At 69.2% G+C, this 11,950-nt stretch carries 11 protein-coding genes; 9 read left to right on the top strand and 2 right to left on the bottom strand.

Going from position 1 to position 11,950, the window contains the following annotated elements; genetic code table 11:
* The first annotated feature begins 1 nt into the window (after position 1).
* The 5 genes from FFI97_RS02095 (at position 2) to FFI97_RS02075 (ending at position 4,573) form a co-directional block, all read left to right on the top strand.
* The gene (locus FFI97_RS02095; RefSeq protein WP_062474071.1) at positions 2–1,198 is read left to right on the top strand and encodes an ABC transporter substrate-binding protein; all 1,197 of its coding nucleotides are present in this window, start codon (positions 2–4) and stop codon (positions 1,196–1,198) included.
* 45 nt (positions 1,199–1,243) lie between these two features.
* Positions 1,244–2,119 (top strand): branched-chain amino acid ABC transporter permease, encoded by an 876-nt coding sequence (locus FFI97_RS02090; RefSeq protein ID WP_062474069.1) that lies wholly within the window; start codon positions 1,244–1,246, stop codon positions 2,117–2,119.
* 10 nt (positions 2,120–2,129) lie between these two features.
* A complete protein-coding gene (locus FFI97_RS02085; protein ID WP_174254353.1) occupies positions 2,130–3,116 on the top strand; it encodes a branched-chain amino acid ABC transporter permease in 987 nt (328 codons plus the stop codon).
* Positions 3,117–3,223: 107 nt separating this feature from the next.
* Positions 3,224–3,673, top strand: coding sequence for a cupin domain-containing protein (locus FFI97_RS02080; RefSeq protein ID WP_062474067.1), 450 nt, complete (start codon positions 3,224–3,226; stop codon positions 3,671–3,673).
* A gap of 141 nt (positions 3,674–3,814) precedes the next feature.
* Complete coding sequence (locus tag FFI97_RS02075) at positions 3,815–4,573, top strand: hypothetical protein (protein ID WP_139702848.1); 759 nt, start codon at positions 3,815–3,817, stop codon at positions 4,571–4,573.
* Between the two features lie 21 nt (positions 4,574–4,594).
* On the opposite strand, the gene FFI97_RS02070 is transcribed toward FFI97_RS02075, so the two are convergent.
* The gene (locus FFI97_RS02070; protein WP_139702797.1) at positions 4,595–5,686 is read right to left on the bottom strand and encodes a lipocalin-like domain-containing protein; all 1,092 of its coding nucleotides are present in this window, start codon (positions 5,684–5,686) and stop codon (positions 4,595–4,597) included.
* A 5-nt stretch (positions 5,687–5,691) separates the two neighbouring features.
* Positions 5,692–6,771 (bottom strand): PLP-dependent cysteine synthase family protein, encoded by a 1,080-nt coding sequence (locus tag FFI97_RS02065; protein WP_070063094.1) that lies wholly within the window; start codon positions 6,769–6,771, stop codon positions 5,692–5,694.
* A gap of 98 nt (positions 6,772–6,869) precedes the next feature.
* Between FFI97_RS02065 and FFI97_RS02060 the strand changes: the two genes are divergently transcribed.
* The 4 genes from FFI97_RS02060 (at position 6,870) to FFI97_RS02045 (ending at position 11,904) form a co-directional block, all read left to right on the top strand.
* Positions 6,870–9,377 (top strand): penicillin acylase family protein, encoded by a 2,508-nt coding sequence (locus FFI97_RS02060; protein ID WP_139702796.1) that lies wholly within the window; start codon positions 6,870–6,872, stop codon positions 9,375–9,377.
* A 361-nt stretch (positions 9,378–9,738) separates the two neighbouring features.
* Entirely contained in the window at positions 9,739–10,308 is a 570-nt protein-coding gene (locus FFI97_RS02055) for an STN domain-containing protein (RefSeq protein WP_185993544.1), read from the top strand.
* 3 nt (positions 10,309–10,311) lie between these two features.
* Positions 10,312–10,839, top strand: coding sequence for an RNA polymerase sigma factor (locus FFI97_RS02050; protein ID WP_139702794.1), 528 nt, complete (start codon positions 10,312–10,314; stop codon positions 10,837–10,839).
* A gap of 72 nt (positions 10,840–10,911) precedes the next feature.
* Positions 10,912–11,904, top strand: coding sequence for a FecR family protein (locus tag FFI97_RS02045; protein WP_139702793.1), 993 nt, complete (start codon positions 10,912–10,914; stop codon positions 11,902–11,904).
* The last annotated feature ends 46 nt before the right edge of the window (positions 11,905–11,950 follow it).

Raw genomic sequence — 11,950 nt, 5'->3', positions numbered from 1 at the left:
CATGAAGACCACCACATTCGCTCTCTCCGCCGTTTTCGCCGCCGCCGCGCTGGCCGCCGGTGCCGCCCAGGCACAGGACAAGGTCAAGATCGGCTTCGTCACCGACATGTCGAGCCTGTACGCCGACGTCGAAGGCAAGAACGGCGCGCTGGCGATCCAGATGGCCATCGACGACTTCGGCGGCAAGGTCAACGGCATGCCCATCGAGCTGCTCACGGCCGACCACCAGAACAAGGCCGACATCGCCGCCTCCAAGGCGCGCGAGTGGATCGACACGCAGGGCCTGACCATGCTGTTCGGCGGCACCAGCTCCGGCACGGCCCTGGCCATGGCCAAGGTGGCGCAGGAGAAGAAGCGCGTCTTCGTCGTGAACGGCGCGGGCAGCTCGGCGCTCACCAACGAGCAGTGCTCGCCCTACACCGTGCACTACGCCTACGACACCGTCGCGCTCGCCAAGGGCACCGGCGCGGCCGTGATCGGCCGTGGCGACAAGAGCTGGTACTTCCTGACCGCCGACTACGCCTTCGGCCAGGCCCTCGAAGCCGACGCGACCAAGGTCGTGAAGGAAAAGGGCGGCACCGTGCTGGGCTCGGTGAAGGCGCCGCTCAACACCTCCGACTTCTCGTCCTTCCTGCTGCAGGCGCAGAACTCCAAGGCGCAGGTGCTGGCGCTGGCCAATGCCGGCGGCGACACCATCAACAGCATCAAGGCCGCGAAAGAGTTCGGCATCACCAAGAGCATGAAGATGGTGGGCCTGCTGGTGTTCGTGACCGACGTGCACAGCCTGGGCCTGAAGAACACCGAAGGCCTGCTGCTCACCACCAGCTGGGACTGGAACCTGGACGACAAGACGCGCGCCTTCGGCAAGCGCTTCTTCGAGAAGACCAAGCGCATGCCCACCGACATCCAGGCCGCCGACTACTCGGCCACCATGACCTACCTGAAGGCCGTGCAGGCCGCCAAGACGGTCGATGCCGACAAGGTCATGGCCACGCTCAAGTCCACGCCCATCGACGACTTCTACGCCAAGGGCAGCATCCGCGCCGACGGCCGCTTCGTGCACGACATGTACCTGGTGCAGGTCAAGTCGCCGGCCGAATCCAAGCAGCCGTGGGACTACTACAAGGTGGTCCAGAAGTTGAAGGGCGAAGAAGTCTTCACGACCAAGGCCGAAAGCCGCTGCGCCCTCTGGAAGTGACCTCCCGCGGGCGCCCTTGCGGCGCCCGGGTTCGTTGAAACGCTTATGAACATTTCCCTTCCCGCCTTGTTGAGCCAGCTCCTTCTGGGGCTGGTCAACGGCTCGTTCTACGCCATCCTGAGCCTCGGGCTGGCGGTGATCTTCGGTTTGCTCAACGTCATCAACTTCGCGCACGGCGCGCTGTTCATGCTCGGGGCCGTCCTCACCTGGATGGCGATGGAGTACCTGGGCGTCAACTACTGGGTGATGCTGATCGCCGCGCCGGTCCTCATCGGCCTGTTCGGCGTGGTCATCGAACGATTGCTGCTGCGCTGGATCTACAAGCTCGACCACCTCTACGGCCTGCTGCTCACGCTGGGCCTCACGTTGCTGATCGAAGGCGTGTTCCGCTCGGTCTACGGCGTGTCGGGGCTGCCCTACGATGCGCCCGAGCTGCTGTCCAGTGCCACCGACCTGGGCTTCATGGTGCTGCCCAACTACCGCGCCTGGGTGGTCGTGGCGTCGCTCGTGATCTGCTTTGCGACCTGGTACGTGATCGAGAAGACGCGCCTGGGCGCCTACCTGCGCGCCGGCACCGAGAACCCGCGCCTGGTGGAAGCCTTCGGCGTCAACGTGCCGCTGATGATCACGCTGACCTACGCCTTCGGCTGTGCGCTCGCCGCCTTCGCCGGCGTGCTGGCCGCACCGGTGATGCAGGTGTCGCCGCTGATGGGGCAGAACCTCATCATCGTGGTGTTCGCGGTGGTCGTGATCGGCGGCATGGGCTCCATCATGGGCGCCATCCTCACGGGCCTGGGCCTGGGCGTGATCGAAGGGCTCACCAAGGTTTTCTATCCCGAGGCTTCTTCGACGGTTGTGTTCGTGATCATGGTCATCGTGCTGCTCATCCGCCCCGCCGGCCTGTTCGGCAAAGAGAAATAAGGCGAGCGGCATGAACATGAAAAAAATCTCCACCGTCGTCTACGCGCTGCTGCTGGTCGCCCTGGTGCTCGCGCCGTTCTTCGGCGCCTACCCGGTGTTCGTGATGAAGCTCATGTGCTTCGCGCTGTTCGCCGCGGCCTTCAACCTGCTGCTGGGCTACACCGGCCTGCTGTCCTTCGGCCACGCGGCCTTCCTGGGCGGCTCCGCGTACGTGGCGGGCCATGCGATCAAGGTCTGGGGCCTCACGCCCGAGCTGGGCCTCATTGCGGGCACGCTCACCGGCGCCTTGCTGGGCTGGCTGTTCGGCGTGCTGGCCATCCGCCGCCAGGGCATCTACTTCGCGATGATCACGCTGGCGCTCGCGCAGATGATGTTCTTCGTCGCGCTGCAGGCCAAGTTCACGGGTGGTGAAGACGGCCTGCAGGGCGTGCCGCGCGGCAAGCTCTTCGGCATCGTCGACCTGTCCAACGACCTCACCATGTACTACGTGGCGCTGGTGATCGTGGTCGCGGCCTTCCTGCTGATCGTGCGCACCATCCACTCGCCGTTCGGGCAGGTGCTCAAGGGCATCAAGGAAAACGAGCCGCGCGCGCTGTCGCTGGGCTACGACGTGAGCCGCTTCAAGCTGCTGGCCTTCGTGATCTCGGCCGCGCTGTCGGGCCTGGCCGGCTCGCTCAAGACGCTGGTGCTGGGCTTTGCCACGCTGTCCGACGTGCACTGGACCGCCTCGGGCCAGGTCATCCTGATGACGCTGGTGGGCGGCCTGGGCACGCTGTCGGGTCCCATCGTGGGCTCGGCGGTGGTCGTGCTGCTCGAGAACAAGATCGGCGAACTCGGCAACTTCCTGGCGCGCATCACGACCGTCGACTGGTTCAACACGCTGGGCGAGTCGGTCACCATGGTCACGGGCCTGATCTTCGTGATCTGCGTGCTGGCCTTCCGCAAGGGCATCATGGGCGAGATCATCGCCTTCATCGAGCGCCGCCGCGCGAAGTAGCGACGCCGGTGGCGTGACAGCGGGGGGGTTACCCTCCCTGCGGCGCCACCGCTTGTGCCCCCCGTGCACGGGGCGCAGAATCCGGCTCCCACTTCGAGGAGCCGGCCATGGCCCTTCTTCCGTACTTTGTCCTCACGCCCGAGCGGCGCGAAACGCCCTTGAACGTGCTCGGCACGCAGGTGACGGTGCTGGCGTCGAATGCCTCGACGCAAAGCTACGGCGTCACCTTCCAGCGCGGCGACGAAGGCACGGGCCCGCCACCGCACAGCCACGACTGGGACGAGTCGTTCTACGTGCTCGGCGGCGAGGTCGAGTTCCTCTGCGACGGCCAGGCGCATCGGTGCCAGCCCGGCACGCTGGTGCACGTGCCGCGCGGCACGGTGCACGGCTTTCACTACGGCAAGGGCGGCGGCCAGATGCTCGAGATCACGGGGCAGGACGCGATGGCCGCGCAGATGTTCACCGCCATCGACCGCGAGATTCCGGTCGGGCCGGCGCCCGACATTCCGAAGCTGCTGGCGGTGCTGGCGCGCAATGGGGTGACGGTCTCCGCGTGAGGTGCGGCCCTCATCGGCACTGACAAGCCGACGCTGTCCAAAACCACCGGTTCCCGTGGCGACGCCGCATGCAGCGCTCGGCACAATCATCCGCACCCGGCCGCACAGGCCCATACCGACAAGAAGATGGAGGAGACCCCCATGCGCAGACGGCTGCTCGCACTTTTCGTGGCGCTCGCGCTGACAGGGTGCATGACCCCGCCGCCGTTGCCGCCGAACGGCGGCCAGCTCGTGAAGGGCGCGAAAGTCGGCCTGCTGGTGCGCATCCCCACCGCATCCGCGGAACACATGCACGTGGGCACGACCGTCTTCAACAACTTCTCGACCACGTACCCGTTCCCCTGGAATCCCACGGCCAAGGTCTACGAGGCCTTCACGTCGGAGCTCGAAAAGGCCGGCTTCCAGGTGGTCCGCCTGACGAGCTTTGCCACGACCTCCGTCAACGCGCTGGCCGTCTTCAAGCACGATCGATGGATCGCGAATCCTGCGCAGGCGTGGGCGACCCGCAAGCTGAAGGACGACCAGATTGCCGCGGTGGTCCTCGTCGAGGCGACGCGAACGCAGGCGCGCATGGAGTGCACTGGTGGGCCCTGTGGCGAGAGCGTCATGCAGAACTCGGGCCTCTTCACGCGCAGCATGCTGGGGTCGACGCGGTACTACGCGGTGCCCGCGATCGAAGCCAAGGTCTTCGTCATGGACCCGCCGCTGAACCTCGCGGCCTACGAGCCGATGCTCGCCCAGCAGCGACAACGGGTGCGGCAGCTCAAGGATTTCCAGGAACCGCGCGACCTCAAGCGGTTGAGCAGCACCGAATTTGCGCCCGTCGCTTCGGCGATCGACGACCACGTCCGCGCGCTGTCGCGCAACACGGCGCAGGCGCTGAGCCAGGGCGTGAAGTAGCCCATCGCGCTGTGCGTCGGCTCACAGCCGCAGCGGCGCCGCGTAGCCCGTCATCTCGAGGTACCCGCGCCCCACGCGCCGGCCTTGCTGCACATCGCGCAGCTCGCTCAACCCTTCCCAGTACACGCCGCCCGTGGAGCCGCGGCTGTCCAGTTCCTGGTCGTCGAGCAGGGCCTGCACCTCGAAGCGGCCCGCGGGCGTGTCGATGCGCCAGTGCGTCGGGTAGCTCGCGCGCGTGCGCGGGCTGGTCCAGCTGCGCAGCGCCTCGAAGCTCACCTCGCCGGGTTGGAAGATGCGCGCCGCGCCACCGCGCGGGCGGAACGAGCCGCCCGACCACAGCGCGCTGCCGTCGCGGCGGCGCAGGTGGAAGGCGGTGAGCGCGCTGCCGTCGTCGAGGTTCATGCCGATCCAGTCCCAGCCCACGGCCTCGGGGTGCATCAGCGCCTCGCTCCATTCGTGGTCGAGCCAGGCGGTGCCGGCGATCTCGAACGGTGCCTGGCCCTGCAAAGTGAGGCGGCCCTGCGCCTGCAGCTGCGGCTCGCTGTAGTAATAGCTCGCCTGCTCGGGGTCGGGGCCCTTGCGCGACAGGCCTTCGCGGCCCTGCAGCAGCACCGGCTGCGACGGCGCGAAGCGCAGGTCGAGCGTGAATTCGCCGGCGGGGATGCGCGCGGTGTAGGCGCCGCTGCCGGCGTCGCGCACCAGCGACCAGTCGCGCAGCCGCACGTCGGTGTCGGTCTCGCTGGCCGAGGCCACGTCGAAGCCCGCGCGTGCGATGCGCTGGTCGTGCCGCAGCACGCGGCCTTCGAGGTCGGTGACGGCGGCGTGCGCGAACACCAGCTGCTTGGCGGCGAAGGCCGAGCGCATGGCCTGCGTGGCATCGACGCGCGAGCGGAAGAAGGTCACCTGGAAACCGAACGCGCGCCCCGTGGCGGTCTGGCCGTGGCCGGTGATGTACCACCACTCGGTGCGCAACTCGGGGTGGCTGCCGAAGTCGCGTGGAAACTGCAGCGCCTTCGCGGGCAGGGCCCAGGCGGCATGCGGCGCGCCCGAGGCGGCCAGCGCGGCCAGCAGCAACAGCTGCCGCCGCGCGATGAGGCCACGGGGCGGGCGCATGGCCATCAACCCGCCACCAGCGCGTCGATGCGTTGCTGCGCGGGCGCGATGTCGCCGAAGGCGTTGCGCACCCAGTCGGCGTCGTGGTAGCTCGGCAGGTAGCGTTCGCCCGCGTCGCACAGCAGCGAAAGGATCGAGCCCTGCTGGCCGGCCGCGCGCATCTCGTGCGCCACGGCCAGCATGCCGACGAAGTTGGTGCCGGTCGACGGGCCGACCTTGCGCCCCAGCAGCGCCGACAGCGCATGCATGGCCGCCACCGAGTCGAGGTTGGGCACCTCGAGCATGCGGTCGACCAGCGTGCGCACGAAGCTGGGCTCCACGCGCGGGCGGCCGATGCCTTCGATGCGCGAGCCGGGCGCCGTGAGCGTGGCGTCGCCGCTGCGGTGGTAGGCCGAGAACACCGAGCCCTCGGGGTCGGCCACGCACACCTGCGTGTCGTGGCAGCGAAAACGCAGGTAGCGCCCGATGGTGGCGCTGGTGCCGCCGGTGCCGGCGCCCACCACGATCCACGCGGGCACCGGATGCCGCTCGCGCGCCATCTGCTGGAACATGCTCTCGGCGATGTTGTTGTTGCCGCGCCAGTCGGTCGCGCGTTCGGCGTAGGTGAACTGGTCCATGTAGTGGCCGCCGGTGCGCTCGGCCAGTGCGCGGGCCTCGTCGTACACCTGCGCGGCGTGGTCGACGAAGTGGCAGCTCGCGCCGTAGAAGGCGATCTGCGCGACCTTCTCGGGCGAGGTGCTGCGCGGCATCACGGCGATGAAGGGCAGGCCCAGCAGCCGCGCGAAGTAGGCCTCGCTCACGGCGGTGGAGCCACTCGACGCTTCGACGATGGTCGTGCCTTCGCGCACCCAGCCGTTGCACAGCGCGTACAGGAACAGCGAGCGCGCGAGCCGGTGCTTGAGGCTGCCGGTGGGGTGCGTCGATTCGTCCTTCAGGTACAGGTCGATGCCGTGCGCGGCCAGCGCGGGCAGCGGCAGCGGAATGAGGTGCGTGTCGGCGCTGCGCTGGTAGTCGGCTTCGATGCGGCGGATCGCGCCGGCGAGCCAGCTGTCGCAGGAGGAGGTTGAAGGGGTGGTGGGCTGCATAGCGCGCCAGTCTACAAGTCATGCCTTGTAACCCGGCGGGTGACGGAAATCGGGATACTGCCCGCTGCCAATCCACAACAAGACCGGAGACGAACTGCATGAAGAGAATGAACCATCGGCTTTCCCTGGGCGCCGTGTCGCTGGCGGTCCTCGCCCTCGCAGGGTGTGCGTCCAATGCCCCGGGCGTGAACACGCCCACGCGTCCCTCCTCATCCTTCGCGGTGCCGGGCCTCGAGAAGCCCGCCGAAGTGCTGGTCGACCGCTGGGGCGTGCCGCACCTTTACGCGGGCACGCTCTACGACGCCTTCGTGGCGCAGGGCTTCATCGCCGCGCGCGACCGGCTCTGGCAGATGGACCTGTGGCGCAAGCGCGGCCTGGGCGAGATGGCGAAGGACTTCGGCCCCGCCTGGGTCGAGAGCGACCGCGCTGCGCGCGCCGTGCTCTACCGCGGCGACATGTACCGCGAGTGGCTGGCCTACGGCTCCGACGCCAAGCGCGTGGCCGAGGCCTTCACGGCCGGCGTCAATGCCTACGTGGCGCAGGTGCGCGCGCAGCCCGCGCTGCTGCCCACCGAGTTCGCGCTGCTGGGCTACCAGCCGGCCACGTGGTCGCCCGAGGACGTGGTGCGCATCCGGCACCACGGGCTCACGCTGAACTTCACGTCGGAGGTCGACCGCGCACGCGCGTTCTGCGCCGGCGCGCCGGGCGCCAAGGCCGACTGGCTGCGCCGCGAGCTCGATCCGCCGGTCACGCCGAAGGTGCCCGAGGGCTTCGATCCCTGCAGCCTTCCGGTGGCGGAGCTGCGCGCGGCCTACCTGCGGGCGACCGATGCGCCGCGCTTCACCAAGGAGAACACGCGCGTGGGCATGAACGCGGGCGCGTCTTCCGCGCCGGTCGCGCTGCTGCCGGGCAGTGCGGAGGCGATCGCCGCGAAGGCCGAGCAGGACGAGGCGGCGCAGGGTGATCCCACGGCCGCCTACGGCAGCAACAACTGGGTCATCGCGCCGAAGCTCACGTCCACGGGCCGACCCATCCTGGCCAACGACCCGCACCGCGCGCACGGCGCGCCGAGCCTGCGCTACATGACGCACCTGAGCGCGCCCGGCATGGACGCCATCGGCGCCGGCGAGCCCTTCCTGCCGGGCCTGTCGATCGGCCACAACGGCACCATCGCCTTCGGCCTCACGCGCTTCTACATGGACCAGGAAGACCTGTACGTGTACGAACTGAACCCGGCCAACCCCGAGGAGTACCGCTACCAGGGCCGCTGGGAGCCGATGACGCGCGTCACCGAACGCATCGCGGTCAAGGGCGAGGCCGCGCCGCGCGAGGTGGTCAACACCTTCACGCGCCACGGCCCGGTGCTGGTCGCGGAGCCCGGCAAGCGCCGCGCATTCGCCTTGCGCGCCGCCTGGCTGGAGCCCGGCATGGCACCGTACTTCGGTTCGATGGACTACATGCGCGCGCGCAACTGGGACCAGTTCCGCGCCGCCATGAACCGCTGGGGCGCGCCGGGCGAGAACCAGGTGTATGCCGACAGCAGCGGCAACGTCGGCTGGATTCCGGGCGGCCTCACGCCGATCCGTCCGAACTGGGACGGCCTCCTGCCCGTGCCGGGCGACGGCCGCTATGAGTGGTCGGGCTTTCGCAACGGCGACGAGCTGCCCTCGGAGTTCAACCCCGTGCGCGGCTACGTGGTCACGGCCAACGAGAACAACATCCCGCCCGACCATCCCGCCGCGAAGAAGGGCGTGGGCTACGAGTGGAGCGATGCGGCCCGCGCGCGTCGGCTCAAGGAACTGTTCGCGGCCAAGGTGGCGGCGGGTTCGCGCTTCACCATCGAAGATTCGGAGCGCATGCAGAACGACATCGTCGCGACGCCGGCGCAGCGCGTGCTGAAGCTCTTGGCCGGCCAGCGCAGCGACGACGCCCAGACCGCGGCGGCGCTGCGCTTGCTGCAAGGCTGGGACGGCGCCATGGACCGCGACAGCGCGGCCGCCGCGCTGTACGAGGTGTGGAGCAGCAAGTTCCTGCGCCAGGCCGTGCTCAAGGCGGGGGCGGGCGATGCCGCCGCCGCGCTGGCCGCGCCCGGCGACAACACGCGCATGGTGCTGCTGCTGGAGAACCCGTCCGGCTGGGTGAGCAACGCGCAGCGCGACGCCTTGCTGCTCACGACCTTGCCCGCCGCGATGCAGGAGCTGTCTGCCAAGCTCGGGCCCGACCCGGCGGCGTGGAAGTGGGGCGCCTTGCACCGCGCCGAGTTCCGGCATCCGCTGGGCGGCGTGGTCGATGCGGCCACGCGCAAGAAGCTCGAGGTGGGCGACTGGCCGATGTCCGGCTCGTCGTTCACGCCGATGGCGGCCACCTACCGCGCGAACGACTACAAGCTGACCTCGGGCGCGTCGTTCCGCATGGTGCTCGACGTGGGCAACTGGGACGCCTCGCGCGTCATCAACACGCCGGGCCAGTCGGGCAACCCCGACAGCCCGAACTACCGCGACCTGGCGCCGCTGTGGCTCGAAGGCAAGTACGTGCCGCTGGTCTACAGCCGTGGCGCGGTCGAGAAAGAAACGGTGGAACGAATCCAGCTGACGCCGGGGCGCTAGCAGGACCGGTCACGCAAGAGGGCGCTGCCCGCGCCCCGCCGCGGCGCGCCCGGCCATGCCGGTCGTCACGCGGTCGTCATTCGCCGATGTGATGCTTGCAGGAGTTGAAATACTGCCCACAAGCTTGCTGACACGATCCACTTCTTCCTTGTTGACTTCAGCGCATGGTGGTCGTGGGCGAGTGGTTGGACGGGGCTTGGGCCGGGGCAGGGACGACAGGCTCGTGCGAGCCTTTGTCTGTGGCCTCACGTGCACGGCAGTGTGCGTCTGCATCGCCTGGGGATCGACAGCGAAGGCCGCGGCCGCGGGCGCCGACGTGCAGTCGGCAGATGCCGCCACCCGCGCGTCGTCCGAAGCGCAGATGCTCGACTTCGACCTGCCGGCGCAGCCCTTGGCGGCTGCCCTGGCGCAGTACGCCGCGGTGTCGGGGCGATCGGTGATGTTCATCGACGAGTGGGTGGCGGGGCGAACGTCCGCCCCGGTGCGCGGGCGCCATACGCCGCATGCCGCCTTGCGGGCCTTGCTGGCCGGCACGGGTTTCTCCGCGGATGACGTGGACACGCAGCTTTCCGGTGCCTTCATCCTGAAGCGCGTCGCAGCGGTGCCCGGGGTGGCATCGACCGGCGGTTCGCCACGCGGGTACGACGCCCTGGTCCAGGCCCGTGTCTGGGACGCGCTGTGCGCCGATCTGCGTACGGCCCCCGGCCACTACCGCGCGATCCTGCAACTGCAGGTGACCGCGTCGGGCCGCATCAGCCAGGCCCGCCTGGTGTCGTCTTCGGGAGACCCTGCGCGGGACGCCGCCATGCTCGCGGCCTTGGCCCTTCTGAAGATGGACCATCCCCCGCCGGCGGACCTGGCGCTGCCGCTCACGCTGGCCATCCTCCCGCACGACGTGTTGCCCGGGCCCCGCTGTGCCACGGTGCACTGACGCATGACGGAGAACGTCATCCCGCTGCTGCGCAGCTTCCTGGTGCAACGCTACGAGCAGCTCAGGCAACGCCTGGCCGTGCGGCTGGGCAATCGCGAACTGGCGGAAGACGCCCTGCACGAAACCTGGCTGAAGCTGGAGCGCAGCCAGCCCATGGCCGGCCCCATTGCCACGCCCCAGGCGTACCTGCTGCGCATGGCGGTCAACCTGGCCATCGACGTCCGGCGCGCACAGAGCCAGGTCCTGCTGTCCGACGACATCGAGCTGCTGATGAACGAGCTGCCGGACCCGGCGCCCGGTCCCGCCGAGGTCGCCGAAGCCCGTTCGCAGCTGGAGGCGCTGGACGGCCTGCTGTCGCGCCTGCCGCCGCGCCGCCGCGAAATCCTGCTGCTGGTTCGACTGGAGGGCTGGTCCCAGCGGGACGTGGCCACGCGGCTTGGCATTCCTGTGCGGACCGTCGAGTACGAACTGAAGGCCGCACAGGATCTTCTGTTCTCGCGGCTGGAGCCGCGCCCTGGCAGGTCTTCATGACGGCACGAAGAAATAGTTTGCGGATTGCGGTGTCGGCAACCGTCTACCAAGTACGGGGCCCCTGAAACCGACATGACGACGCACCCTTCACCACCGACGCTTCCCGAGACGCTGCGCGAAGACGCGCGCGCGTGGGTGCGCAAGCTGCATTCGGGCGCCGCCACGCAGTGGGAGGCGCAGGCGTTCCGGCGCTGGCGCGACGCGAGTCCCTTGCATCAGGCGGCGTTCATCGAGGCCCGGCAGCAGTGGCGCGTGCTTCAACCCGCGCTGAACAGGCTGGTGCGCACCGACGCCGAAGCGGCGAGCCTTCACCGCGAGACCCTGTGCAAGCCCGCGGCGAGCCGCCGGGCCTTCCTGGGCGTGGCGGGCGCAGCCGCCGCGGCGGGTGTCGCAGGGGTGGCGGTCTATTCGCCCCTGGGGTTGTGGCCCGCGGCCAATGAATGGCGTGCGGACTGGCGCACGGCCGCCGGCGAGCAGCGTGCGATCGCGTGGTCCGATCAGATCGGCGTGACCTTGAACACCCGCACCAGCATCCGCCGGGTGGCCTCGGACGACCAGGCCGAGGGGCTGGAGTTGCTGAACGGCGAAGCGGCGATCGAGATGCTGCCCAGTGCACGCACCTTCAGCGTCGTGGCCGGCGCCGGACGCAGCATTGGCGAGTCGGCGCGCTTCGAGATCAGCCGCCTGGAAGGGCGTGTGTGCGTGACCTGTCTGGCGGGGCGCGTGCGCATCGAGCACCCGGCGGGCGACCGTGTGCTGCTGGCACGCCAGCAAGCGGTCTACCGCGATCACTCGATCAGCGGCATCGCCGCCGCAGACCCCGAGGTGGCTTCGGCCTGGCGGCGCGGTGAGCTCGTGTTCAAGCAGGCGCCCTTGTCGGTGGTGCTGGACGAGATCAATCGCTATCGCCCCGGGCGTGTGGTCCTGATGGTGGATTCGCTGCGGGGGAAAACGGTCACCGCGACCTTCAGGCTCGACCGTCTCGACCTGGCCTTGCTCCAGATGCAGCGTTCCTTCGGCTTGAACGCCCGGTCGCTCCCCGCCGGCGTGCTGGTCCTGAGCTAGAGGTGGACCTCGGGGTTGGGTGGTGACCCTGTCTCGATGTCACGGC

It is taken from the genome of Variovorax sp. KBS0712 (assembly GCF_006323185.2).
GTDB lineage: Bacteria > Pseudomonadota > Gammaproteobacteria > Burkholderiales > Burkholderiaceae_C > Variovorax > Variovorax boronicumulans.
Note: the sequence above shows the minus strand (reverse complement) of the source record. Positions and strands in the feature narration are given on the sequence as shown.

What these genes read in the sequence shown, in the direction of transcription:
- FFI97_RS02095 (WP_062474071.1), top strand. Translation starts at nt 2, where the DNA reads ATGAAGACCACCACATTCGCTCTCTCCGCCGTTTTCGCCGCCGCCGCG.
- FFI97_RS02090 (WP_062474069.1), top strand. Translation starts at nt 1,244, where the DNA reads ATGAACATTTCCCTTCCCGCCTTGTTGAGCCAGCTCCTTCTGGGGCTG.
- FFI97_RS02085 (WP_174254353.1), top strand. Translation starts at nt 2,130, where the DNA reads ATGAACATGAAAAAAATCTCCACCGTCGTCTACGCGCTGCTGCTGGTC.
- FFI97_RS02080 (WP_062474067.1), top strand. Translation starts at nt 3,224, where the DNA reads ATGGCCCTTCTTCCGTACTTTGTCCTCACGCCCGAGCGGCGCGAAACG.
- FFI97_RS02075 (WP_139702848.1), top strand. Translation starts at nt 3,815, where the DNA reads ATGCGCAGACGGCTGCTCGCACTTTTCGTGGCGCTCGCGCTGACAGGG.
- FFI97_RS02070 (WP_139702797.1), bottom strand. Translation starts at nt 5,686, where the DNA reads ATGCGCCCGCCCCGTGGCCTCATCGCGCGGCGGCAGCTGTTGCTGCTG.
- FFI97_RS02065 (WP_070063094.1), bottom strand. Translation starts at nt 6,771, where the DNA reads ATGCAGCCCACCACCCCTTCAACCTCCTCCTGCGACAGCTGGCTCGCC.
- FFI97_RS02060 (WP_139702796.1), top strand. Translation starts at nt 6,870, where the DNA reads ATGAAGAGAATGAACCATCGGCTTTCCCTGGGCGCCGTGTCGCTGGCG.
- FFI97_RS02055 (WP_185993544.1), top strand. Translation starts at nt 9,739, where the DNA reads ATGCTCGACTTCGACCTGCCGGCGCAGCCCTTGGCGGCTGCCCTGGCG.
- FFI97_RS02050 (WP_139702794.1), top strand. Translation starts at nt 10,312, where the DNA reads ATGACGGAGAACGTCATCCCGCTGCTGCGCAGCTTCCTGGTGCAACGC.
- FFI97_RS02045 (WP_139702793.1), top strand. Translation starts at nt 10,912, where the DNA reads ATGACGACGCACCCTTCACCACCGACGCTTCCCGAGACGCTGCGCGAA.